General features: G+C 38.9%; 22 protein-coding genes. 11 read left to right on the top strand and 11 right to left on the bottom strand.

The window, feature by feature from the left end; all coding sequences use genetic code 11:
* Positions 1-38: 38 nt before the first annotated feature.
* From B7E07_RS16825 to B7E07_RS16815, 3 genes are all read right to left on the bottom strand, one after another.
* Positions 39-947 (bottom strand): EamA family transporter, encoded by a 909-nt coding sequence (locus B7E07_RS16825; protein ID WP_080847702.1) that lies wholly within the window; start codon positions 945-947, stop codon positions 39-41.
* Positions 948-1136: 189 nt separating this feature from the next.
* Positions 1137-1586, bottom strand: a complete 450-nt coding sequence (locus B7E07_RS16820; protein ID WP_080847699.1) for a YrvL family regulatory protein — start codon at positions 1584-1586, stop codon at positions 1137-1139.
* A 187-nt stretch (positions 1587-1773) separates the two neighbouring features.
* Positions 1774-1947: a YjfB family protein gene (locus B7E07_RS16815; RefSeq protein WP_080847697.1), complete on the bottom strand. Its 174-nt coding sequence runs from the start codon at positions 1945-1947 to the stop codon at positions 1774-1776.
* A 300-nt stretch (positions 1948-2247) separates the two neighbouring features.
* Here B7E07_RS16815 and B7E07_RS16810 point away from each other — a divergent pair, with 300 nt between their 5' ends.
* Positions 2248-3207 carry an MBL fold metallo-hydrolase gene (locus B7E07_RS16810; protein WP_080847694.1) on the top strand — a complete coding sequence of 320 codons (960 nt, stop codon included), beginning with the start codon at positions 2248-2250 and terminating at the stop codon, positions 3205-3207.
* Positions 3208-3305: 98 nt separating this feature from the next.
* The gene (locus B7E07_RS16805; RefSeq protein ID WP_080847692.1) at positions 3306-3929 is read left to right on the top strand and encodes an NUDIX hydrolase; all 624 of its coding nucleotides are present in this window, start codon (positions 3306-3308) and stop codon (positions 3927-3929) included.
* 442 nt (positions 3930-4371) lie between these two features.
* Here the strand turns inward: B7E07_RS16805 and B7E07_RS16800 are convergent, their stop codons facing one another.
* On the bottom strand, positions 4372-4587 hold the full coding sequence (locus B7E07_RS16800; RefSeq protein WP_257391478.1) for a hypothetical protein: 216 nt from the start codon (positions 4585-4587) through the stop codon (positions 4372-4374).
* A 242-nt stretch (positions 4588-4829) separates the two neighbouring features.
* Here B7E07_RS16800 and proC point away from each other — a divergent pair, with 242 nt between their 5' ends.
* Positions 4830-5633, top strand: a complete 804-nt coding sequence (gene proC / locus B7E07_RS16795) for a pyrroline-5-carboxylate reductase (protein ID WP_080847689.1) — start codon at positions 4830-4832, stop codon at positions 5631-5633.
* 177 nt (positions 5634-5810) lie between these two features.
* A complete protein-coding gene (locus B7E07_RS16790; protein ID WP_080847687.1) occupies positions 5811-7199 on the top strand; it encodes an L-cystine transporter in 1389 nt (462 codons plus the stop codon).
* A 297-nt stretch (positions 7200-7496) separates the two neighbouring features.
* On the opposite strand, the gene B7E07_RS16785 is transcribed toward B7E07_RS16790, so the two are convergent.
* Entirely contained in the window at positions 7497-8798 is a 1302-nt protein-coding gene (locus B7E07_RS16785) for an NCS2 family permease (protein WP_080847685.1), read from the bottom strand.
* Positions 8799-9094: 296 nt separating this feature from the next.
* Between B7E07_RS16785 and B7E07_RS16780 the strand changes: the two genes are divergently transcribed.
* Positions 9095-10750, top strand: coding sequence for a M20/M25/M40 family metallo-hydrolase (locus B7E07_RS16780; protein WP_080847682.1), 1656 nt, complete (start codon positions 9095-9097; stop codon positions 10748-10750).
* Positions 10751-10754: 4 nt separating this feature from the next.
* Here the strand turns inward: B7E07_RS16780 and B7E07_RS16775 are convergent, their stop codons facing one another.
* Together B7E07_RS16775 and B7E07_RS16770 are read right to left on the bottom strand one after the other, a co-directional pair.
* The gene (locus B7E07_RS16775; protein WP_080847680.1) at positions 10755-12569 is read right to left on the bottom strand and encodes a dihydroorotate dehydrogenase; all 1815 of its coding nucleotides are present in this window, start codon (positions 12567-12569) and stop codon (positions 10755-10757) included.
* Positions 12570-13132: 563 nt separating this feature from the next.
* Positions 13133-14389, bottom strand: coding sequence for a DUF5068 domain-containing protein (locus B7E07_RS16770; protein WP_257391477.1), 1257 nt, complete (start codon positions 14387-14389; stop codon positions 13133-13135).
* Between the two features lie 349 nt (positions 14390-14738).
* On the opposite strand from B7E07_RS16770, the gene B7E07_RS16765 reads away from it, so the two are divergent.
* From B7E07_RS16765 to B7E07_RS16755, 3 genes are all read left to right on the top strand, one after another.
* Positions 14739-15794: a cytochrome-c peroxidase gene (locus B7E07_RS16765; protein WP_257391476.1), complete on the top strand. Its 1056-nt coding sequence runs from the start codon at positions 14739-14741 to the stop codon at positions 15792-15794.
* A gap of 575 nt (positions 15795-16369) precedes the next feature.
* Complete coding sequence (locus B7E07_RS16760; RefSeq protein WP_080847676.1) at positions 16370-18640, top strand: HelD family protein; 2271 nt, start codon at positions 16370-16372, stop codon at positions 18638-18640.
* Positions 18641-18939: 299 nt separating this feature from the next.
* Positions 18940-19200 carry a GlsB/YeaQ/YmgE family stress response membrane protein gene (locus B7E07_RS16755; RefSeq protein WP_080847673.1) on the top strand — a complete coding sequence of 87 codons (261 nt, stop codon included), beginning with the start codon at positions 18940-18942 and terminating at the stop codon, positions 19198-19200.
* Positions 19201-19272: 72 nt separating this feature from the next.
* Here B7E07_RS16755 and B7E07_RS16750 read toward each other — a convergent pair whose 3' ends face one another.
* On the bottom strand, positions 19273-20178 hold the full coding sequence (locus B7E07_RS16750) for an RluA family pseudouridine synthase (RefSeq protein WP_080847671.1): 906 nt from the start codon (positions 20176-20178) through the stop codon (positions 19273-19275).
* Between the two features lie 242 nt (positions 20179-20420).
* Here B7E07_RS16750 and B7E07_RS16745 point away from each other — a divergent pair, with 242 nt between their 5' ends.
* On the top strand, positions 20421-20822 hold the full coding sequence (locus tag B7E07_RS16745; protein WP_080847668.1) for a YhcU family protein: 402 nt from the start codon (positions 20421-20423) through the stop codon (positions 20820-20822).
* A gap of 51 nt (positions 20823-20873) precedes the next feature.
* Here B7E07_RS16745 and B7E07_RS16740 read toward each other — a convergent pair whose 3' ends face one another.
* Positions 20874-21338 carry a thioredoxin family protein gene (locus B7E07_RS16740; RefSeq protein WP_080847666.1) on the bottom strand — a complete coding sequence of 155 codons (465 nt, stop codon included), beginning with the start codon at positions 21336-21338 and terminating at the stop codon, positions 20874-20876.
* On the bottom strand, positions 21335-21778 hold the full coding sequence (locus B7E07_RS16735) for a disulfide formation protein C (RefSeq protein ID WP_080847663.1): 444 nt from the start codon (positions 21776-21778) through the stop codon (positions 21335-21337). Before B7E07_RS16735 ends, B7E07_RS16740 begins: the two co-directional genes overlap by 4 nt.
* 398 nt (positions 21779-22176) lie before the next feature.
* Here B7E07_RS16735 and B7E07_RS16730 point away from each other — a divergent pair, with 398 nt between their 5' ends.
* Positions 22177-23679 (top strand): bifunctional GNAT family N-acetyltransferase/carbon-nitrogen hydrolase family protein, encoded by a 1503-nt coding sequence (locus B7E07_RS16730; protein WP_080849236.1) that lies wholly within the window; start codon positions 22177-22179, stop codon positions 23677-23679.
* 139 nt (positions 23680-23818) lie between these two features.
* On the top strand, positions 23819-25558 hold the full coding sequence (locus B7E07_RS16725) for a phospho-sugar mutase (RefSeq protein ID WP_080847661.1): 1740 nt from the start codon (positions 23819-23821) through the stop codon (positions 25556-25558).
* A 67-nt stretch (positions 25559-25625) separates the two neighbouring features.
* Here the strand turns inward: B7E07_RS16725 and B7E07_RS16720 are convergent, their stop codons facing one another.
* Positions 25626-25880: a YhdB family protein gene (locus B7E07_RS16720; RefSeq protein WP_080849235.1), complete on the bottom strand. Its 255-nt coding sequence runs from the start codon at positions 25878-25880 to the stop codon at positions 25626-25628.
* Between the last annotated feature and the right edge of the window lie 148 nt (positions 25881-26028).

Genomic DNA, 26028 nt, shown 5'->3' with positions numbered 1-26028 from the left:
TTGGGTTGATATCCTTTAAAGAAAAACAGCCAAGGGAATTAACCTTGGCTGTTTAGTTCATATGGAGGCATGATTTTGGGCTGTAAACTGCTTTTATTGCCGATCATAATTCCGGCTAAAATGATCAATACACCCGTCCATTGAAGGATATTGACGTGTTCTGACAAGACGGCAGCGGATAACACAACCGCTACCGGCAGCTCGGATGCTGTTAAAATGGTTCCGAGACCCGGTCCGACATGCGGCATGCCAATAGAAAATAGCAGCGGCGGCAGGACGACACCAAAAATGCCGAGTAAAAGTCCGTATGGAGCTAAGTTTGATAAAACGGCTCCATCGAATAAAAAGAGCGGCGGAAACAGAATGAAAACTGTGATCATACTGCCTGTCGCCAATAATGCGCTTTTCTGAATGGCAGGCAATTCCTTGCCAACGACTCCGCTAAGAAAGATGAATAACGAGAAGGTTACGGCTGATAACAGTCCCCACATGGCACCTTCACCAGAAATGGACTGAATATTGCCTGAGATTAGTCCAGCCGCTAGAAGTGAGCCGGCAAGCAGGATCATGATCGATATAACTTTTAATTTTGAAGGTTTCCGGTTATACACGATCCATTCAATTAGTGTACCAATCCATATAAATTGGAATAAGAAAATAATAGCGAGTGAAGCATTAACCGTTTGCAGGCATTGATAATAAAAAACGCCTGTTAATCCAGTCGGGATGCCAGCGCCCATGATTTTACCTGCTTGAAGTAAGGTGATTTTTATTTTTTTTGCAAATAATGCAATGGACCAAATGATGACTGTACCAAAGAATACTTGGCTTCCGGACACCTGAGGCATCGTAAAGCCTGCTGCATAGGCAAGTTTAACAAATGTAGACAGTATACCGAAGCTGCAGCCTCCCAGGAAAACGAGTAAAGCATAATGCCAGCTTTTCATATAAATCTCCTTCTTTCCAATAAAAATAAAAAAGCCACACAATTGCCCGTATAGACAATTGTGTGGCGAAAAATAGAGCAGTCTCCAGAAAAATCCACATAGAAAAAATTTTAGTATGCAATTACCGTTAAACATCATAGCGCAATTTTAACTTGAATTCAAGTAGCTATGAATCTATTTTTTTTATACCTATTCTTGATCATCAAGACTGTCTAACACCATTTCAATAACGGAAATAATAAGTGCAAGGATGATTCCTGTCAAAGCAGCGATTTCAATAGAATCCATTAATAGGTTTATGGCAGAAATAATTGCCCAGTTGATGAGAAAAGAAAAAAGTAAAAGACCGGCATGGAAAGAAAGTTTCGCCGTTATTCCTGCCGCTTTCATTAGAATAATAAAAGCCTTAAGAACAATATCACCAATTATGCCTAGCAGGAAATAAAAGATAACGAAAAGCAATAGTGAAAAAAGAGATTCATACTGAATTCCTAAAATACTAAAGAGCCCTAAAATGCCAAAATAATAGACAGCAACCACAAAACCAACGGCACCAAGTACTAATAAACTCATCGTGACGATTATAAAAAATTTCGAGGAAAATGATTCTTCTTTAAAGGGACGGTTTGGTTTTGTCATCGAAACATCCTTTTTGTTAAGAACGGAATTTATTTAATATACGGAAGAAGATATAAAATAGTTTCATGGACTATAATTGTTATACCATATGCTGCTAAAAGTCCCTTTATGGTTAACTATGTACTCTCAAAATCTACTCAAAGAAAAGAACCATCCAACCCGCGCAGATTGAATGGCCGAAAAACACTTATGCTTTTACGTCGATTGTGCCGCCGAGATTCGGATGCGGGGCTTCAATCATTTTCAGCAGCTGGGCGCTATTGCCTTCAGCCGTGTCTAATGCCTTTTTGGTTAAAGCAATGCTTGCTGACTGAGAAGCAGATGTTTGACTTAAGGCCATTGATAATGCTGCGATATCCAAAATTTTCACCCCTTTTTCTAGTATCGGATAGGGAGAAGGAAAGTGAAGGGAAAAATGCAAAAAAGCACAGTGTCAACAAGACTTTGTGTATAGGAATGAGAATTGCTTGCTAATCAAATCTTATACTTAAACTATAATGAAAATATTTACAGAAAGTAGTGTTTTGTCTCGAAAAAAGAAAAGGGTGTTCAATATTTCTCCTATATTAGTTATTTACTTTAAATAGACTTCTTTATAGCAGGAAATCTCTGCTGATTAACGAAATAGTTGAAAGGTTTAGAGCAGGAGGAGGTACTGGATTTGGAAAAACGTACAGAAGACTTGGGCAATGGAGTATATATAATAGACTTACATGATTTAGACCAGTGGGGAAGAACAGGAGCATATGTATTAACTGGCGGTGACATCACGATTATTGAAACAAGTGCGAGCCCTTCAATCCCGTATTTAAAACAGGGTTTAAAGGAATTAGGAATTGAACTTGAAGACGTAAAGCATATTATTGTCACACATATTCATTTAGATCATGCCGGTGGAACAGGTCTCTTTTTACAGAGCTGCCCCAATGCTAGAGTGTATGTGCATCCGCGCGGCAACCGTCATTTAGCAAATCCAGAACGTCTGATGAAGGGTGCAAGAGCAGTCTATGGTGACGACTTTGATCGCCTATTCGACCCGATTATACCGATTGATGAGCAAAGGTTAATCAGTAAAAATGATGGTGAAATATTGGATATTGGCAATAGCCGTACACTGACGTTTTACGATACACCAGGACATGCCAAGCACCATTTTTCAATCCATGATTCCCGCAGTAATGGAATTTTTACTGGAGATACAATTGGTGTATGTTATCCTCAGCTATTGGAAAAAGGGTTGGAGATATATTTGCCATCGACATCGCCTAGCCAATTTAATGAAGAAGACATGATGCGTTCGGCAGAGCGTCTAGAGGCACTTAAACCAGAACGGATTTATTTTGGACACTATAGCATGACAGAAAAGCCGCAAAATGTGTTCCAGCAAATAAGCTATTGGCTGCCGCAGTTTATGGACTTAGGGAGAAGGGTAATGACGGAAAGTCCTGAAGCAGATTTCCAAGAAAAAACTACTCTGCTCTCTGAAAAAATGATGAAGCTCGTGATGGATGAAATAACACGCTACGGGGTTTCAATACAGCCTGAAGCTCTGCATTTATTAAAATTAGACATGAATGTAAGTGCTATGGGGATCATTGAGCGATTGAGTCTAGCAGAATAGTAGGACACTGAACAGATAAATGGCTAGTAAGCAGAAAGTATGAGTATACTTAAGTAAAATCCTTATAGTGCAGGTTTTCCATTCGCGGAGGTGAGATGATGGAAATTGATGATATTCTAAATCATTTGCGGAAAAGAACGCCTGTTATTCTTGGCAGTGAAAAATTCTATAAATATTCCGTTCTGCTGCCTTTAGTGAAAAAAGAGGATGGTTTGCATATTTTATTTGAGGTGCGCTCCTTAAAAATGAGAAGGCAGCCGGGAGAAATTTGTTTTCCAGGCGGTAAAGCGGATGCCACTGATCGTGATGAAGCCTATACAGCGATTCGGGAAACATCTGAAGAGCTGGGGATTAAAGAAAATGCAATTTCACATGTCTTTCCCCTGGACTATATGATCTCTCCTTTTGGGACCATTATTTACCCGTACGCTGGTTTTATTGATCTCACTTCAACTGCTTTAAGTCCCAATCATCTTGAGGTGGAAGAAGTTTTTACTGTACCCTTGCAAAAGCTGAAGGACCTCGAGCCTAAGGTATATAAAGTGAATTTCCGAGTGGAGCCCGAAGCCAGCTTTCCCTTCTCTTCCATAGCAGGCGGAGAAAATTATGACTGGCAAACTCGGGCAATGGATGAGTATTTTTATTATTGGGACGATAAAGTGATTTGGGGATTAACTGCGAGAATATTGCATCATTTTCTGGAAATCATTCAAAAGAGCTAGAAAAAGAGAGGGGGAGTGATATGCTTCCCCCTAGATTTTTTTGAGGTGACGCGAAAATTAGGTATTGAATGAGACAGCTTCTCTTCATAAATAAACGGAGAATTTCCGGTAAAAATGCAGATTGATACCCATTATGGGTTAAATAAGGGGAGTATTTCCGACTATGCTTAAAAAAACTCTCCATTTTCTTGGTTTTTGGGGAAATAGTCGGAATTTCTCCTTCTATATTTGCTGTTTTCAATGCTTTTTAGCAAATAAGAGGAATTTCTCCGCTTATTTCCTCATAAGCCGCTTAATGTTTCTAATCTAAAAGCACCCATGAAAAAAAGGCTTAGTGAAGTCTCTAAGCCTTTTGATGGTGCAATTATTTGAACCTTATGTGATTGGCAATCTGATCTGTCTGTGTTGTAGCGTTCAGCACCTCAAATTAAATCTGTTAGTCTTATTGAGATGGTGTCTTTGTCTGCTGTGTTTGAAGAATTGTACCGTTTAATAAATCCTTCATTTGTACGGTTACAATTTTAGCGCCAATTTGGACGTGGACCATGTTATCAAAAACAGCAGTCACTAACCCATTTAATGATACATTTGTTCCAATGTTTACATTTTTCTTTTCGGATTTATTTAATTTGCTGTTTGTCATCATCGCACCATCCATTCTATGAGTTTATAAAGTAAGGGTAAAATAAATAACAGCAATATTCTTATACAAGAAATATTTCCTGTTTATAGTAAAATAAACTTATATTTAAAAAAAGTCCAGCTAACTGCCTGGTTTTTTTATCGACAATATTTTGACAAAACTGTAGGAAATAATGATCCTAAAAACACTATATGTAGAAGCGTAATGCAATTTGTTGAAAAATGTTTGAAAGTGTAGTCAGAGAGGGAGATTTTCAAATGAGTAAAGTAATTGGTTTTATAGGTTGCGGCAAAATGGCCCAGGCCATAATAGGGGGAATTCTGTCAGCTGACGGTGCTGACCACAAACAAATCCTATTTAGTGCAAAGTCACATAAGACAAAAGAGCATGTACATGACATCTATAAGATTGTGGCGAGGGAGAACAAAGAAGTTGCTGCACAGTCAGACATTCTCTTTCTTGCCATCAAACCTGATCTGCATGGGAGTATTATTGAAGAAGTGAAGGATGTCATTCGACCTAATACCATCATTGTAACAATGGCAGCAGGAATTACAATGCCTTTTATACGGGAAGCATTTGGATTTAACGTAAAGGCAGTACGAACTATGCCAAACACACCATCCATGGTTGGAGAAGGAATGACAGCAATGACGCGCAATGAGTATGTAAATGATGATGAAGCTGCCGAAGTGAAAATGCTGCTTTCTTCATTTGGCCTGGTAGAAGAGATCGATGAAATCTTAATGGACACAGTACCTGCAATCAGCGGTTCTTCTCCAGCATATGTTTATATGTTTATTGAAGCATTGGCAGATGGAGGTGTTCGAGGCGGTTTGCCAAGAGACCAGGCATATAAAATGGCAGCACAATCGGTACTTGGTGCAGCTAAAATGGTTTTGGAAACAGGAATGCATCCAGGCCAGCTTAAGGACCAGGTTTGTACACCTGGGGGAGCAACGATCGAAGCGGTAGCAGAGCTGGAGAAGCGACATTTCAAGGGTGCAGTGCTATCTGCGATGGAAGCATGTATGAATAAGACAAAAGAGATGTCAGAATAAAAGGAGAATGTATTTGCATTTTAATTAATACAATACAGTAAAGTTGGATCAGTAGCGAATCTGGTCAGTTTTCTGGCTGCATGATTTGCTCATTCTTGTAATTCCGACTTGACTGATCAGATTACATGTTTTATAGTTAATCAGTATTTGGGATACATATTAACAGGAGGTGTGAAGATGGAAACAGGTTTGCTAATTTTGAATATTGCTATTATGCTATTGCTTCTTTTCGGTTTATATTACATGCAAAAGAAACATGTTTCTTTCTCTAAGAGAGTCTTTACCGCTTTAGGTTTAGGGATTCTATTTGGATTCATTTTACAATTTGCTTATGGAGCAGGATCAGATATTATTGCTCAAAGTGCAGAGTGGTTTAATATTGTTGGTAATGGTTATGTGAAATTCCTGCAAATGATTGTTATGCCGCTTGTATTTATCTCCATTTTGGCTGCTTTCACAAAATTAAAGCTGACCAATAACATAGGGAAAATCAGTGTGCTAATCCTTGGATTACTAGTTGGTACAACAGCAGTTGCTGCAGCAGTCGGTATTGGATCCGCATTTGGATTCGGACTTGAGGCAGGTCAAATTACAGCTGGTGATGCTGAAACAGCACGTGGAACAATGCTGGAAGAACGCTCAGTGGAAATGGAAGGAAATACGCTTCCGCAGCAGATTCTAGAATTGCTTCCGGCTAACCCGTTTTCTGATTTAACTGGAGCAAGATCCACTTCAACCATCGGCGTTGTTATCTTCGCAGCGTTTTTAGGAGTGGCTTATTTAGGGGTAAGAAGAAAAACACCTGAGCATGCAGAGCTATTTGCTAAAATTGTAGATGCGTTTTATGCGGTGATAATGCGAGTAGTTACATTGATTCTACGGTTGACTCCATATGGCGTGCTTGCGATCATGACCAGAACGGTTGCAACAAGTAACATTGATGCCATCGTCAGCCTAGGCAAATTTGTGATTGCTTCATATGTTGCTTTAGCGGTTATGTTTATTATTCATTTATTGTTAATCACGTTTGCGGGTTTAAACCCTATGACATATTTAAAGAAAGCATTTCCGGTTTTAACATTTGCCTTCACTTCAAGAACAAGTGCTGGTGCACTTCCATTAAATATTAAGACACAAAAATCTTTAGGTGTTTCTGAAGGGATTGCCAACTTTGCCGGTTCATTCGGGTTAACGATCGGTCAAAATGGCTGTGCTGGAATTTATCCAGCGATGCTTGCCATTATGATTGCGCCAACAGTTGGAATCGATCCATTTACACCAGGATTTATTTTTACAGTTATTCTAATCGTGGCATTATGTTCGTTTGGTGTTGCGGGTGTCGGCGGCGGAGCAACTTTTGCAGCCATCCTCGTCCTTTCAGCACTAGACTTGCCAGTTGCTTTAGCAGGTCTTCTTATTTCAATTGAACCTCTAATCGACATGGGCCGTACAGCTGTAAACGTAAGCGGATCAATGACATCAGGCATCCTTACAAGCCGAATTACAGGTGACATTGACAGCGGCACATACAACGATATGAATGCAAAAATAGAAGCTGAAGCATAAAAAATAACGAAAACGTCCCAGCCTAATCTGGGGCGTTTTTTTCTGGTGTTTTCAGTAAGCTTGCACATCGGAGTTTTGAGTTTGGCGGATATATCGGTGTTTTTAGCAGGAATATGAAAATAACGGCGGATATATTTTTTTTACTGCGGATAAAACCGTTTTAACGGCGGATATTTATCCAGGACGGCGGATATCGAGATCTTACTATCCTAAAACTAATCAAAATCCACATAAGAAACAAAAAAATCATCTGCAAATAACAAAAAAACAGGCCTGAATCTCATCAGGCCCGTCAAATTAATGCGGAAGAAACGCCAATTGATATAAAAACAACACTGCAAAGACGTAAACAAGCGGATGAACTTCTTTCCATTTACCTCTTGCTACTTTTAATATCGGATAGCTGATAAATCCAAGAGCAATCCCTGTAGCGATGCTTGAAGTAAGCGGCATGCTCAAAATTATGATAAACGCAGGGAATGCCTCATCAATTTCTCCCCATTTTATATGAGCGATACTGCCCATCATAAGGCTTCCAACTATAATTAATGCTGGTGCTGTAATAGCAGAAATACCAGAAACGGCACTGACAAGCGGTCCAAAAAACGCTGCTAAAATAAACAGAACACCGACGGTTAATGAAGTAAGACCTGTCCGGCCGCCAGCAGCAACACCTGAAGTTGATTCAATATAAGCTGTAGTTGGACTCGTTCCAAACATCGAACCAATAGTCGTAGCGACAGAATCTGATAACAAGGCCTGTCTTGCTCGCGGCAGATTATTATTTTTCATAAGGCCAGCCTGCTGGGCAACGCCAACCATCGTTCCAGTTGTATCAAAAATCGTTACTAGCAAGAAAGAAAAGACAACAGCATATAATCCATGCTGAACGACTTCTCCGATTGCATCGATCGGGTTGAAAACAATGATGCCCTCAGGAAGAGAAGGCAGTGCCATAATTCCCTGCTCAAATGAAAGCTGTCCAGTAAAGTAGGCGATTAATCCAGTTGCAATCATTCCAAAGAATAAAGCACCGTTCACGTTTAATGCCATTAAAATCAATGTAATGGCCAAACCTACCAATGCAAGGACTGATGAAGCTGAAGTAAGATCTCCTAATGCCACTAAGTTTGTAGGATGACTTGTGATCAAGCCGGTTAAACGCAATCCGATAAAAGCAATGAATAAGCCAATTCCTGCAGTGATTCCGTGCTTTAGATTATCAGGAATTGCTTCAATTAATTTACTGCGAAACGGTGTTAACGATAAGATGATAAAAATAATCCCAGCTACAAAAACAGCTGCAAAAGCTGTTGCATAATCAATATTTCCATGAGTACCGACAACGGAATAAGCAAAGTATGCATTTAATCCCATACCAGGTGCAATGGCAATTGGATAATTTGCAAATAAAGCCATCCAAATGGTACCTGCCGCTGCGGCGATAATCGTAGCTATAAAGACCTGTTCAAAAGGAACACCAGCATCTGCTAAGATTCCAGGGTTGACGACGACAATATAAACCATGGTCAGGAACGTCGTAATTCCAGCCATCAATTCGGTTCTAGTAGATGTTCCATTTTCCTTTAATTTAAACATAAGATAATCCTCCAATGGAAAAAGACAGTTTGTGCTCAGTATGCTCAATAAAAACGAACATTAAAAGACACAATGAATATAATATTCGTTTTAAGGGAGGTTTTCAAGTCTAAATTGCATATTTTTAATGAATTTAACATAATCTAACCAAACCTTTGTAAAAGTTGATATAATATTCTGAAATATATATATCTTTAATAGATTGGAAGAGGAATTAATTTAAGTGGGTGCTGATGTGTTAGCGAGACTTATCTTTTAGCACCACCGTCATATACAGAGAGTAGGGGGAGTATTAAATGTATTCATATTTACGGACATTGAGCTTGCCTGAACAGGCAGAATACCTGACCCAAATGCTTGTAAGACAGAAAAGTTATACTTTAACGTATGGAGAAGTGGAAAAGGCTGAATGGATTGCAGATTTGATCGGGCAGTTTCCCTACTTCAGTGATCATCCTGAAAACGTATGGCTTTCAGCAATCAAAGATGATTCCCTTTCACGCAAAAATGTTTTTGCTTTTTTGCCAAGTAGTAAAGAAGTAAAAGAAACGGTCGTTTATCATTCTCATATTGATACAGTCGGAACAGAGGATTATGGAGCTATACAGGATATTGCCCACGACCCTCAAGGGTTAAAAGAATTCTTTTCATCTTCACCCAATGACCCGGAGCTTGAAGAAGATGCGGCTTCAGAACAATGGTTATTCGGAAGAGGAGCTTTGGATATGCAAAGCGGCATCGCTGTTCACCTCGTTAATCTGCTGTACTATTGTGAAAATAGAGAAGAATTGCCTGGGAATCTGCTGGTTATGTTTAATCCTGATGAAGAGGGAGAACATGCGGGCATTCGCTCAGCGCTTTCAGAGTTAATCACATTAAAGGAGAAAAAAGGTCTGCATTATGTGGCTGCTATAAACAATGATTTTATATCTCCTTTAGCAGATGGAGATGAGACGAAATATATTTATACAGGGGCAGCTGGGAAATTACTTCCGAGCTTTGCGGTCTTTGGAAGAGAGTCACATGTAGGTGAAAGTCTTCTTGGAGTAGATTCAACTTTAATTGCAGCAGAATTGAATACAAGAATCAATCAAAATTTTCATCTTACTGAAAAACTGTCTGATGAGCTTGTTCTGCCGCCAAGCTGTTTATATATGAGAGATGAAAAAAAGAGGTATGATGTCCAGACAGCAGTAACAAGCAGGATCTTTTTTCATTATTTTATATACGAAAAACCCCTTCAAACCGTAACGGATGAGCTAGTAAATATAGCAGTCGAAGCATGTACAGCGATTGAAAAGCGGCTTGGAAATACGTTTGAGTTATACAGAAAGACAAATAATCTTCCGAAAAGAGATGTCAATTGGGCAATTGAGGTTCTAACGCTCAAAGATTTATTGGACAGACTCAAAAGGGAAGGAATTAAAACAGAAGAGATCATAAGCGAGACACTCCATTTATGCCAGTTGGCAGAGATGGATGCCAGAATGACTGCTTTTGAAATCGTGGAAGCATTGCAGCACGCCGATCCAGAAAAGAAGCCCCGAGTCATCTTGTTCTATGGAACACCTTTTTTACCGTCTAATTCATTGCCTGAGTCAGAATCAAAAGGCAGCAGCTTAAGATCCATTTTAATGAATATCCTGGAGCAAACAGCAGAAGAAACAGGGGAAACCTTTAAAATAAGAAAATATTTCCCCTATTTAGCCGACGGAAGTTTTATGTCCTTTCAAGGGAGCGAGGAAGATATAAGCACATTGCGGAAAAACTTCCCCGCTATGGATGCTCTCTTTCCTCTGCCTCTTAAAACAATGACACAGCTGAATATCCCTTCTATTAATCTAGGTGTATTCGGCAAAGGCGGTCATAAATGGACCGAACGCGTATATAAGCCATATACGTTTTATACTTTACCTAAACTGATTCGTGATTTTACGAATAGCATTTTGTAGGTGTTTATTTTCTTAAAAATTTCCTAGATAGCAGCAGTCCGGCCACAAATAAAAATAGAGCAAAATAGGCAGGAAGCAAGTGGAAAAAAGAAGTATAGCCGATGATAAAATGGGTTGAAATCCCTGCAGCAAAAGCAGGGATTCCCCCAATCAAAAGTGTGTTCCATACCCAGCTTGCTCCTTCATGAAACCCCCACAATGAAATCATCAGTACGAGCAGGCCAACGCTAAACAAGGCGCTGCCAAACCCGGCGCGGTCATGTGCTATGACAGGAATCAGCTGTTCATTTAACATGCTGAGCTGTTCTGGTGTCATACAGATAAAAGTTAAATCTGTGCTTACAAAAACATTTGATACGCCAATGACCGAGATCACAATTCCCCCTATGACAAATGAAAATCCGAGTACAACAAAGCATAGCTGCCCCCAGAGGGCTGTTTTCCATGCTGCTGTATTTTTTCTGTTTTTAGACAAGGGAGATTGTCGTGCTTCCTTCGTTTTTTTTGACCCAAGGATAAAAAAAGGCAAGAGGATCAGCCAAAGTAATCCATGCAGCCAATCGAAGTACCCGAATCCAATGAATAAGAGAATACCAAGAAAACCTGCGGTGCCTGCAATAATGACAGCCTTTCGCGCCCAATGGATGTTGTTTCTGACAGCGTGTTTTGCCAGCTGCATATAAAGAAATCCTCCAGAAATCATGGTTCCGGCAAGTGTCATCCGATCATGTGCCATGAATTGGATGATTTTCGGATTAACGAGCAAAAGCTGTTCTCTTGTCATGCCCAAAAAGTGTTCATCATAAGGTAAAATCACTGTGCTCATACTGAACAGCAAAGCAAAAAGTCCGCCAATTAAAATGCATAATCCAAAAAGCCAATAATAGAACCAGCCAGATTGCTTCTCTTCAAAAATGTCTTCTTTGCTTTCATCTGCAAGTGCCTCGTTAATGCGTTTGGGAAGTCCTGGCCCTGATATAACATATCCTTCTGCAAGCATCATAAATTTACAGCCGGCATGATAAAGTTTTACAGCGTCACCGGGCTCATCGATGCCACCTGAAACGATGATGTTTGTATAGTGCTTTAATTTTCGAATATCTGCCAGAAGAGATTCAGTTGAACCATGATGATCGGTATCAATCAAAATCATTTCATGTATTTTTAAGTGCTCCCATTCTATCATGCTAATTTCTTCAGCCTTTAATGCGGGAATAACGGTACATGGAAGAGATGCATTCATCCTGCTTATTTCCTCGAGATTCCATCCATTCCCATCTGCCTCGATCACAAAAGCTGCTGCAAACTCTTCTAATCTATGAGCCATTTCGCGGAGCTCGTTTTGCTTTTCAATTGCATTTCCCATGGAAGGACGAAGCCGGATTAATAATGGAATATCCATTGTATGCTTTTTTAACTGTGTAATGGTTTGACTTAAGCCAATTGAATAGGTTTGTGATGGTAAATATAAGGAAGTTCGATCTTCTGAAAATAAAGGCATTTCTTCGGCTACATCCTGATGAAGGGAAACCGGGCCAATTTCTAGGAAGCCAAAACCAAGCTGATTAAATGCCGATGTGCCAATTAAATGTGGATCAATTTTTCCGCTTAATCCGACTCTGCTTTTCAGCTGGTATTTAAAAAATGGCTGCTCTAGAGAAAGTGATGGCCTTAAATGTCCTAAAAATTCAACAAGCCTGCTGCCGAACGGAAGATGAACCATCGTATTCATTGCCTTGTGAATGAAAGCTCTGCCAGTTTGAGCAGGAAGGCGAGATAATATAGATTTAAAAATTGTATGATAAGACCAATCAGGCATATGATCACCTCATTCTTACAATTGACGTTATATTTGTAACTGCTTTAAAAGTTTATGAAACTATAAATATTTTATCATGGTGGGAATAGTAAATTATAGAGCATTAAAGGAGAAAGCTTTATAATTAAATATCTTCACTTGAAGCAGTGCAGGGTTTTCACTATGAGTGTGCAAGACTTTTAAAATAACCCTCATGAACATATGCCTGGAAAGCTTGAGCGGGGGATTGGATAAAACAGAAAAGAGGCTGGGCCCAAACGAAATTAATCTTTCTAAAACACGAATATTCACTATTTTGGGTAGGGTGTCTAAACAAGTCCGTTCCATTGCGCTGCGGCCCCTCGCTTTCCGTGGGGAGGAAGCTGAGCCTCCTCGAAGCAAAGCTTCTGTGGGGTCTCACCTTTTCCTCTATTGCCCACAGGAGTCGAGGGTCCTCCGCTCCATTTCACTCATGATAATAAAATTTTTAATCATAAAAAAAACCGAATGATTAGAAAGTAACTTCCTAACCATTCGGTTCCATGAGTGTGTTAAATCTTATGTCCCAGCCTCTTGTTAGCACATTATTGGTGCGGGTTTGGAAGTTCAAAGATGGCTTGCTCGCCTTTGAATGCTTTTTCGCCGCTTTCAAGGTAAAATGGACCAAATTCCAGCGTGAACTTTTTGTAAATGGAAAATTCATCTTTTCTAAATAAAAAGACATGATATTTTTCACCAGCTTCTCCTGCAGCAATTTCTCGCGGATCTCGAGGCTCAGCTTGTGCGACATTTAAATATCTTGCTCTGCTGTCATCGACATCAAGCATCGTTCCTAAATTAGAAATATTAACAGCAGAACCAGACTGATTATCAATGTTCAATTTAACGGTTAAGGCAACAATTCCGCTATCGCCAAATTCAGAGAACATGGATGCATTCGCATCTGTCGGGACAACATCAGTGTATTGGACACCAGCAAGCGTGACCGTAACGTCACCGATTTCCTTTGTCTCATTTATTCCCTCTTCTTCAAAAATAACGGTTTTATCCGCCCAGTTGTCTGTTGTTAGGCGATCCTGATAAAGGGAAGGCTGATCAGCAACAGCAGCAGCCTGTTCACCAGCATAGACGAAATCGTAGGCAGGTGAATTTTCAAGGTTGCTGCCAGAGTAATCCTTATTATCAGCTACTCCGCCCTCAATAATATATTTAGGTGTTACGGTTTGCAGTTTATCAAATTCAGCTTCTGTTAAAATAAACGTTACCAAACCGGTTACCTTTTCGCCAGCTTCATATAAGCTGATTTCATCTTGATTCTTTCTGAGCTTTTGAATTTGCTGGTCTTCAGGTATCAGATTTTTGCTCTCGGAATTAATATAATCTAATTCATTTTCCAGTTGGATTTTATGGAAGTTATTATAGTATAGGTTCTTATCTGTTGTATTTTCAAGTGTCACTTCTGCGGAAACAACATACCCAGTTACTTGATCATCAAAATAAGAAGCATAATCCTGATTCATATCTGTGATTTTAGTAATTTCATATTGATTTACGGAGATGCTTAAACCATCTACACTATGGGTATACTGTGGTGATTCATTTTTATAGATACTCTCAATCGTTCCTTCCGTTTCTTCTAAAAACGGATTTAAAAATTCACTTGTCTGACTGCTTTCCTCTGTTTCTTCTTGTTCTGCTGGTTCAACTTCCTCTGTTTGTTCAGACTTTATTGTTTCCTCCGTTTCGTTTGCTGCGGATGTTTCCTCATTGCTGTCATTTCCACATGCAGCTAATAATAGCGATGTTGATAACATAGAAACTGCCAAAATTTTCGTTTTCACTGTCTACACCTCGTTATGTAATTTTTTCCTGTTCATTATAAGGGAATTAATACACTTTTTTCAATTAAAATACATAAATAGTAAATTATTACTATAACAATAAGTGGTTTACGAACAAATTTATAGTGAGAATAGGTAAAAAGAAGTGATAGATAATAGTATATTATGAAAATGAATTTGCAATCTTAATAACGTAAATAGGTTGATTACAAGGCATAAGTTTATTTGTGATAATTGTCACAAACTTTTCGGAAATGATTGCTTATTGATCCTTATTTTAGTTATATACTCAAACTGAAAAAGAAAGATAGCGTTATCATTGCAGAGTGGAAAAGAGGGGGAATAACTGGTGAAATTAAAAAATCTGTTATTTATGATGATGATACTCATAGCGCTTGGCGGCTGCAGCAGCAATGCAAATGAGGACGCTGCTACTCTGGAAAATGAGCAGTCTGAAACTGAAACAGCTGGTGTCGATGAAGAATTAAAAAATGCAAAAGCGATGTTTGAATCATTAGGTGAAATGCCGGTACCTGCGGATAATGAAATGACGGATGAAAAGGCTGAATTAGGAAAAACACTTTATTTTGATCCTAGATTGTCTGGAAATAATAAATTAAGCTGTATGACATGTCATGCTCCAGGTGCAGGTTATGGAGATGGACTTGAAACATTTATTGGATTTGAAGGCGCACAAGGGAGCAGAAATAGTCCCACTATTATCAATTCGGGCTATTATCCTGAATACTTTTGGGACGGCAGAGCAGGAAGTCTGGAGGAACAAGCACTCGGACCGATACAATCTGAAGTGGAAATGAATCAGGACCTTGATGAACTTGTCATTGAGCTTAATGGTGTGCCAACATATGTAGAACAATTTAACACTGTTTTCAACGATCCGATCAGTGCGAATAATATCGCGAAGGCAATCGCTGCATTTGAACGAACCATTGTCATTTCAGATACAGCATTTGATCGCTATTTACAGGGTCAGGAGGATGCAATTAGTGCGGATGCTAAAGAAGGTATGAAGCTTTTTGCCGGGAAAGCAAGCTGTATTACCTGCCATGCCGGCCCGATGCTCTCAGATTATAACTATCACAATCTTGGAATGACAGGTGATGAAGGAAGATACGAGGTAACCAAAAACGAAGAAGATAAAGGGAAATTCCGTACAACAGGTTTAAGAGGTGTTGCTCATACGGCACCATTTATGCATGATGGCAGCTTTGCCACTTTAGAAGATGTGGTCCAATATTATAACGACGGCGGAGGAGATCATGAGAACAAAAGTGATCTGATCAATCCATTAGGCTTAACAGATAAAGAAGTGCAGCAGCTCGTTGCTTTTATGGAAAGCTTAAGCGGTGAATTACCTGAAGTTGAGACACCTGAGATTCCTTAAATATTGTTAGTTGGAAGAGGCTGGGACATAAATATTTAACACACTCATAGAACCGAATGGTTAGGAAGTTATCTTTCTAATCATTCGGTTTTTTATTTATGATTATAAAATATATTCTATTAACATGAGTGAAATGGAGCGGAGGACCCTCGACTCCTGTGGGCAATAGAGGAAAAGGTGAGACCCCGCAGAAGCTTTGCTTCGAGGAGGTTCAGCTTCCTCCCCAGGGAAAGCGAGGGGCCGCAGCGCAGGTGGAACGGACTTGTTTAAACACCCAAACCAAGATAGTGAATATTCGTGTTTTAGAAAGATTAATTTCGTTTTGTCCAGCCTCTTTTTTATTGGAGAGTTATCTTTAAGGTAGTTCATTGCCGAGCAAGATGTATCGCTGCTTTTTTATCATAAAACATTGCTTGTTGCAGATTTTTCTGATAATATATTCTTCTTCTCACGCTTTTTGCTACACTTAAAAGCATTTGCATTTAAGACTTAGGGGCTTAGAAATCTCTAAACAAAGTGCACTTTGCTTTTTCTTTCTCCATTGCGGCTGAAATTAATCTTTGGAGGTAAAAAGAATGTCTCTTCAGAACCACCCCGATTACGAAACAGAACTGCAGCGATTAGAATTTACTAAACGGTATATTGAAGCTGTTGTGAAAACAGCTGAATCCAGTAAGGAACAATTTCAGGAAAATATGAAAGAAGCCTTTTCGGATGCCGATTGGCTTGAATCGAGTTTAAGCTATTCTTCTTTGCTTACGAATGCAAGGTTTTTTGAAATGTCTAAAGATGAGTTAAAGTCTTTAAAAAAAGCCAGAAGAACTCCTTATTTTGCAAGAATTGATTTTAACCGTGATGGTGCAGGAGAAAAAGAAGTTCTCTATCTTGGCAAAACTTCTTTGTATTCTCGAGAAAGCCAGGAGCAAATCATAGTAGATTGGCGTTCACCGATTGCGAATCTGTATTATGAGGGCAGACTTGGACCGGTCCAATATGAGTCCTATGAGGAGAGTTTTACTGGTGATTTATCGTTAAAGCGGCAATTCATGATTGAAGACGGACTCATGCAGGAAATACGGGACATTGACTTAACCACAACAGATGAATTATTGCAGGAATCTTTGGCTAAAAGCTCAAGCAACCGCCTCACCGAAATTATTACCACCATTCAAGAAGAGCAAAATAAAATTATTCGAGCAGATTTGAACAAGCCCATTATTGTTCAGGGAGGAGCGGGCAGCGGCAAAACGACGATTGCACTGCATAGGATTAGTTATTTTATTTACCAATATAAAGAGAATTTTGCCCCGGAACAGCTGATGATCATTGCACCAAGCGGATTGTTCCTGCATTACATATCTGAAGCTCTGCCAGAACTTGGGGTAGAAAGAATTCGCCAGACAACCTTTCAGGACTATGTCAAACTTTGTATTGACTTGAAAATGGAGATACAAAAGGATGATAAGCTGATTAGGATTATTGAAGATAAGGATTCACAGTCTTCAAAAGAAATTCAGCAGCTGTCCGCCCTTAAAGGATCACCTGTATTTCAAACTATTTTAACCAATTATTTAATAAAAATAAGCAAAACCTTTTATCCGGCTGAGGATTTCTATGTAGATAAATTCCGTTTATTTAGCCATAAAAAGTTTATAAAGCTTTTTAAAGATGACTATCATTATTTGCCTCTTTACCGCAGGCTTGAAAAATTAAAGGGAATCCTGCAGAATGATGTTCGATTAAAAAAGAAAAATATGCTGGAAAAGATTCAAACCTACTATGATGTGCGGATTGAACGGGCCCTCTATCGGGGGGATGATCCGGATAAAAGGCGACAGTATGTAATTGAAGCCATGGATAAAAAAGAAAAAAGAGTGAAGGAAATACAGTCTGCTATTAAAGGGGCAGTCAGAAGCTATATGAAGCCTTTTCCTAAAAAAGATCTGCGTTATTATTATCGCGAATTGTTTCAGAATGCAAATGAGCTTCATTCGCTTTCAGACGGAACCCTATCTATGGAGGAAGCAGAGCTGCTTTGTGACCACAATCAGCAGTTATTTAAGAAAAATGAGTATGAACGGGAGGACTTAGCACTCCTATTATTTTTAAAGGTTCATTTATATGGTCTGGAAAAAGAACATCGAGCCAAAAACATAGTGATTGACGAAGCTCAGGATTATAGCTTTATGGAGCTTTTATCCTTAAAAAAAGCGGCAGATACAGATATGTTTACATTAGTTGGAGATCTGGCTCAAGGCATTCATTCTTATCGAGGTCTTTCTTCATGGGAAACGGTGATTGAACGTATTTTTCCCCGTGCAACTTATACGGAATTGCAAAAAAGCTATCGGACGACTGTAGAGATTATGCAAGAAGCCAATATTCTTCTTGAAAAACTCCCGATGTCTTTTCCAAAGGTAGTTCCTGTTGTCAGACATGGAGAGGCACCAGCTTTTTACAAACGAAAAGAAGGCAGGTTTTTTGTAAAGCAGCTGGAAGAAAAATTGCAGGAATTGAAAAATGAGCACTTTAAAACCTTTGCGCTTATTGGCAAAACGAGGACAGATTGTGAGCAGCTTTATCAGCTTTTTAAGGACAATTCTAAGGAACGTGTAAAATTGCTGCAGGAACAGGAAGAAATTCCAAAGGACGAGGCAGTTATTGTTCCTTCGTATTTGGTTAAAGGACTGGAGTTTGATGCAGTAATTGTTTTTTCCCTGAATGAAGTTTACTCAGATGCATCCCCGCTGGATATTAAGCTTTTATACGTAGCCATGACACGTCCGCTGCATCGCTTATATTTTTATGGATTACATTCGTCTGATTTTTTGCTTGAAGAGGTTTAGGACAAATTTTTGGCCGGGAATATCCTAACTAACTGGCTAAAGCCGTTCAAATAAACGAGCGATTGCGAAGAGCAATCGCTTTTTGTTATTCTGAGGGAATATTTAAACTGCGGACAATAAAACGTTTCCATTATAAACTATTCAATCACTATTTTATTAACATGTTTCAGTTTTTGAAGGCGGGGTAATTAACTTGTACAAGCAGAAAAAACCACATGTGGAAAAGGAAAACTTTCTGCTAGTTGTATAAGTTAAACTATATGACAAAAACTATTGGAAACAAACAAGGAGGAATTATAATGTTAAGCTTTCTTTGGGCACTAATTATAGGTGGTATTATTGGTTGGGTTGCCGGCCTTATTACAGGAAGAGACGTACCAGGCGGTGTCATTGGAAATATTATTGCCGGATTTATCGGTGCGTGGCTTGGATCATTAATCTTAGGAGATTGGGGTCCAGTGGTTGCAGACTTTGCCATCGTACCAGCTCTAATTGGTGCAATTGTACTTGTGCTAATTGTTAGCTTTGCGATGAGAGCTTTTAGAAAATCTACGGACTAACATATAAACCTAAGTTAAGAAAAGCCTTCCTTCATTAATAGGAAGGCTTTTCTGTTTTTGTTTATCATTAGCTTATTTTTTCATATACCCGCTAAATTCTTTTGGCGGGGGACTGGTGACGTTAATGGTTTCGAGCGTGAAAGGATGTGTAAAAGTCAGTTTTGCTGCATGTAATGCTTGTCTTGTGAAAATGGGTTTTCCTCCGTAAAGAGTATCGCCAGCTAGCGGATGTTTAATATGACTTAGATGTACGCGTATTTGATGGGTTCTTCCTGTATCGAGCTGACATTGAATGAACGTAAGGTTTTCTTTTTCAAAAAATCTCATGGTTGAAAAATGCGTAATGGCATGCTGGCCTTTTGGTGAAACCCGCCTTCTTGTTGGATGATGTCTATCACGGCCGATCGGTTCCTTAATGGTTCCGCTCTTTTCTTTAAGTTGGCCATGAACGAGGGCTGAATACGTTCTTTTGATTTTTCTTTCTTCAAGCATTTTATCTGCGATGACCCCGGCTAAGGAATGCTTGGCAAAAAGAATGCATCCTGATGTATCTTTATCAAGTCGGTGTATATGACGAACATTCCTCTGCATGCCCTCTGCGAGTACATGAGAGGCGGCAGCATTTGCCAGTGTATTTTTTTGTCCGGGTTCATTTGGATGCGTATCCATCCCTGGCGGCTTATTGAAAATAATATAATGTTCATCCTCAAACAGAACCTCTACCGGCATATTTTCCGGCATGATTTCCGATTCTTCTCCGCAAAATATTTTCATTTGCAGCAGGTCGCCCTTCTGCAATGGCCTTTCCCAATGCGCTGTTTGTCCATTAACGAATACAATTTTCTCCATTCTCATAAAATGAATCTGTTTCTTTGACGCTTGCCAAATCGTTCTGAAAAGATGGTCGACTGAATTATTACTCCATTGGTCTGGAATGACCATTTCAAACCATTCGCCATTCACTTTTGTAATTACCATAAATTACTCCTATCTTTGGAAGAAAAATGATTATATTCCATCATATAATAAAAAATCAGTTCTTTCATTGGCTGATTATAACAAGAATTTTCCTGCATTTCCGCTTAGCTGTAAAGGAATAGATAATTGCTAATATTTAACTTATGCGTGGGTATAATTACCACCCTGATTCCTTATTAGAATATGCTATTCTTATTATATATTACGAAATTATTACAGGTGTTTAAAGGTGGTTTTTTTCGGTGAAGGTTGTATATGCATCCACTCCAGAACAGGAACAGCGAATTGCCCGGCTCATTCAAAAAATTTACGCAGAGACTTTTCCGAAATATTTTACTGATGAGGAGATTAAGGAGTTCGAAAAATTGAATGTACTCCACACATCCACTCGACATTTTGAATATTTTGGTACGCTTCGGGAGGCATATCAGGTTATTTGCGCGCTGGAAACAATCTACTCAATTTTGGAAATGGCTAATATTGATCCAAAATACGAAGAGATGTTTATAAGAAATGTTGAAATTCTTGAAAGATTTGAACTTTCCTTTCCGTTTCACTTTAGTCAATTCAGCCATGAAAAAGACATGAACAATGTTACTCGTTTCAGCGTATATACAAAAGCTGCAAATGAATGGCTTGTCTAATCGGTAAATGTAAAAGACCTGCTGAAGATTCAGCAGGTCTTTTTTTGTATGTTACTTTGAGTTTTCATTGAACCAATCTTCAAAGACCGTTTCTTCTCTTAAACCAGTAATTCTTGCAGTTTCTTCACCAGCTTTGAATTGAACGATCGTTGGTGTTTCTGAAATGTTAAAGTCATCCCAGCCTTGCTCAAATTCAAGTAAGTTGTATTGAACTAAATCAACACCCATTTCTTCTGTTAAAGGAGACACGATCGGTGTTGTCTGCTGACAAAACTGACAGGTTGGGCTGTAAAAATAGACTGTTGCGTCTTCACCATTATCCAATTTCTCCTCAAGTTCATCTGGCAGAATGATATTTTGATAATTCGGATCATCCAGCTGTGCTGTTGTTGCTGGGTCAAGTGTGTTTTTCTGATAAACATTATCCTCGGGAGCTAAGTTTTGCATATATGTAAGAACGCCGACACCCCCGAATAAAACCAACATGATAACTAGAAAAATAATGACTTTTTTCATTGTGAACTTTCCTCCTTCGATTTTTTCCAAATCAAAAAGCTGCATATAAAAATGATAATAAAGGCAAGTAATGCTAAAAATGGGATAGAAATAAATCCAAGCCAGTTTATGTATTGACCTGTGCATGGCACTCGTCCGCAAGATGGAGCGGCATCGGCTAAAAAGGTCAGCTTTTGAATGGCATAGTGATAAAGAGAGATACATCCGCCAATAGCTGATAGAACCATCGAGTACAAGGCAATTTTATAGTCCTTTTTCACAACTGCGATCCCCAACATAATGGTGAATGGATACATGACGATCCGCTGATACCAGCATAGCTCACAAGGCTCATACTGCCTTATTTCTGAGAAATACAGACTGCCAAGCATCGCGATAATGGATGTTGCCCAGGCGAAAAAGAGTATGTTCTCCCTTTTGTCCTTAACAGACTTGTTCATACTTGTCTCCTTTTTGAATGGCTGCTTTCATCTTTTTTATTAAGCGGAATAATATAACTTGCCAGATTAGTTCAAAAACAGCCTAGAATTTGGTTGAAGAAATTCTGTTAAAATTCCTTGCTGTAAAAATTATAAAGTGCACCTCTTTTAAAGTAAACGAAACTGTCTTGAATAAAAGATTATTTTCTATTGCGATTATAGATTTTCTTATAAATTCATATGATAAAAATGGGAATTATAGAAGAAAGGTTAGGTCGCAGTTAAAAGGGGTATAGGAAATAATTGATTATACATAAAAAACAGTTAAGTATTGTAAACGCAAAATCTAAAATTGTATATGCAAAAATTAAGGAGTGTTATGCTTGAGTAAGCTTGATTTAAGTCGCTTTGAAAAAAAGATGATTATTCGAAATATGCAAACGAAAGATATTTCAGAAATTATTAGCCTGCAGGGTAAATGTTTTCCTGGTATGGATCCTTGGAAAAGAGAGCATTTGGAAAGTCATTTAAGTATTTTTCCGGAAGGACAGTTTGTTGCGGAATATGATGGCGAAATTATTGGTTCATGTTCAAGTCTTATCATTAATTTCGATGAATATGATGATCGTCATACTTGGGCAGACGTAACTGATAATGGTTATATTACTAATCACAATCCGGATGGCTATAATCTTTATGGAATTGAAGTGATGGTTCATCCAGAGTATCGGCGGATGAAGATCGGGCATCGTTTGTATGAGGAAAGAAAAGAATTGGTAAGAGCGCTCAATTTGAAAAGTATTATTATCGGAGGAAGAATACCGAATTATCATAAATATGCTGATGAAATGAGTCCAAGAGAGTATGTGAATGAAGTCTCACTGCATATCATTTATGATCCTGTTCTTTCTTTTCAGCTCTTAAATGGTTTTTCTATGATGCGGATTAATCCAAATTATTTACCAGATGATTTGCAGTCCAATAAATATGCAACATTAATGGAATGGAATAATGTAGACTACCGCCCGATGTCAAAGCGGTTTTATAAAACAAGCTATCCTGTTCGAATTTGTGTGGTTCAGTATATGATGCGCCAAATTAGTTCATTTGAAGATTTTGCAAATCAAGTGGAATACTTTACGGATGTTGCTTCAGACGCGGAATCCGATTTTGCTGTTTTTCCAGAAATTTTTACAACCCAGCTTTTGTCTTTCTTAGATGAAAAAACGCCCAGCATGGCAATTAGAAAATTAACAGAGTATACAGAGGACTATATTCAGCTGTTCACTGATTTAGCGGTCCGGTACAATATTAACATTATTGGCGGCTCTCATTTTGTCAAAGAAGATGATGATAAAATTTATAATATAGCCTATTTATTCCGACGCGATGGGACGATTGAAAAGCAATACAAAATTCATATTACACCGAACGAAAGAAAGTGGTGGGGAATCAGCGAGGGAGATGAAGTAAAGGTCTTTAATACAGACTGTGGCAAAATCGCCATCCAGATCTGCTATGATATTGAATTTCCTGAACTGGCCCGTATTGCAACAGATAAAGGGGCGAACATCATCTTTACTCCATTTTGTACAGACAATCGGGAAGGCTATTTAAGAGTTCGCTATTGTGCACAGGCTCGTGCAATTGAAAATCAGATTTACACGGTTATTTCAGGCACTGTTGGCAATTTGCCACAAGCTGAAAATATGGATATTCAATATGCGCAATCAGGAATTTTTTCGCCTTCTGATGTGGAATTCGCCCGTGATGGGATAATTGGAGAGGCGAATGCAAATATTGAAATGGTCCAGATAGGCGATGTTGATCTTGAAGTTTTAAGAAGACAGCGTCAGGATGGCACAGTCCTGCATTTAAAAGATCGTCGCCATGATGTTTACAGAATAGAATATAAAAAGTAAAATTAAAGCAGATATATAATATGAATCCTTTTGATTCTGTCATGAATTGTCACAAATTCAGATGAGATTTCAAAAGGATTTCTGTTTGTTTTATCGAATTACATAAGCATACATATGGATTTTAGGAGGCTGATGGTGAATGACATGGCAAGTGAAAGCACAGCGCTGGAGTCAGTTTGAGCAATTACAGGACGATTTAAAGCTTGAACTTCAACATTTAGAACAAGAGGAAAAACATTTAGAGGATGCCTTCTACAAGGAATTAGAGTTTGGAACAGGCGGCATGCGCGGAGTTATTGGACCAGGGACAAACCGCATGAATATCTATACCGTCCGGAAAGCGTCAGCAGGATTGGCGGCTTACATAGAGGAACAAGGATTAGAAGCAAAGCATCGTGGTGTCGCGATTGCCTACGATTCCAGACATATGTCCCCTGAATTTGCAATGGAGGCAGCAAAAACACTGGCTACCCGCGGAATTCAGACGTATGTTTTTGAGGAGCTAAGACCAACTCCTGAGCTCTCTTTTGCAGTTAGATATTTGCATGCGTTTGCAGGAATCGTGATCACTGCCAGCCACAATCCGCCTGAATACAATGGCTATAAAGTATATGGACCAGATGGTGCCCAGCTTGGTCTTGCTGCAGCAGATGAAGTTATCGGAAAAGTTAATGAGATTGAGAATGAATTGACGATTGAAGTGGCTGATGAAGGTGAGTTAAAGGAAAAAGGTCTTATTACCATGATTGGGGAAAACTTAGACCGGGCTTACAATCAAAAGCTAATGACCATTTCAGAGCATCCGCAGCTCGGCGAAGATTCGGATATAAAAATCGTTTTCACTCCGCTGCATGGAACGGCTAATAAGCCTGTTCGATATGGTCTTCAGTCGCTTCACTATAAACATATTTATACCGTGAAGGAACAGGAATTGCCTGATCCCAACTTTTCAACCGTACATAGCCCAAACCCTGAAGAAAGATCTGCATTTGAACTCGCTATTGCAGAAGGAAAGCGTGAGGATGCAGACATATTAATAGCTACTGATCCAGATGCGGATCGAATCGGACTTGCAGTGAAGATGCAAGACGGAGAGTACGAGCTATTGAGTGGGAATCAGACAGGGGCACTATTGCTTCATTATTTGCTGACGCAAAAACAGGCGAAAGGAACACTTCCTGACAATGGCATTATGATGAAAACAATCGTCACTTCCGAGCTTGGAAGCAAGATTGCCGAATCCTTTGGTGTGAAAACGGAAGATGTACTAACTGGCTTTAAATTTATTGCCGAAAAGATCAATGAATATGAAGGCACATACAAATTTATCTTCGGATATGAAGAAAGCTATGGTTATTTAATTGGGGACTTTGCCCGAGACAAGGATGCTGTGCAGGCTGCACTGCTTGCGGTTGAAGCAGCTGCCTTCTATAAAAAAGAAGGAAAATCACTTTATGATGTTCTTACTGAAATATACGAAACGCATGGCTATTTCATGGAAGGACTTGAGTCTTTAACCTTAAAAGGAAAAGAAGGCGCTGAAACCATTCAGCAAATCTTATCATCTTACCGCTCTGAGCCTTTAACAGAATTAAAAAATATAAAGGTGCAGGCTGTTGAAGATTACTTAACAGGAATCCGCACGGAACAGGATGGAACAGAAGTACAAATGTCATTGCCGAAATCAAATGTCATCAAATACTTTTTTGAAGATGGTACTTGGATTTGTCTTCGCCCATCTGGAACGGAACCGAAAATTAAATTTTACTTCGGCATCACAGCCGATTCCTTCGATGCGAGCAAACATAAGCTCGGTGAAGTTAAAGACGCATTTATGAAGTTGGTAAATGAAAAACTGCAGGTGTTATCATCTCATTAATCACTTGTCATATGATCTGCAAAAAAAAACACGAGCAGCTGCGCTCGTGTTTTTTTGGTGGAATTCTCTATATTGAGTATGCTTCTGTATGTTCAAGAATGTGTTCAGCGGACAATTCATTGGCATGGTCGATGTATCTTAGTAAAGAATATAAATGTTTCTCAACTATGGAGTAGTCACGCTCAAAATTATAAGCATGCAGGAAATGCTCGATTTTTTTAGAAAGAAACTGATCTTGGGTTCTCACCATAAGGATTAACAAGTTATCCCATTCAGATCGATGGGTGTAGTATAATGCTCGGTCATAATCGACTTTATTCATTTTCATGATCTTGCCTCCTCTTTAGGAGATGTTATTAGTGTATGTCTTCTCTGTGTTATATTTCTCTGTAAATGTTGGTCATCCTATTGCAAAGGCTTTTTCATCTTTTACCTGTATAAGGTTCTTTTTTTTGCGGAAGGTAATTGTG

It is taken from the genome of Cytobacillus gottheilii, from assembly GCF_900166665.1.
Taxonomy (GTDB): domain Bacteria; phylum Bacillota; class Bacilli; order Bacillales; family Cytobacillaceae; genus Cytobacillus; species Cytobacillus gottheilii_A.
The sequence above is the reverse complement of the archived record's forward strand: the minus strand, read 5'-3'. Positions and strand labels throughout refer to the sequence as shown.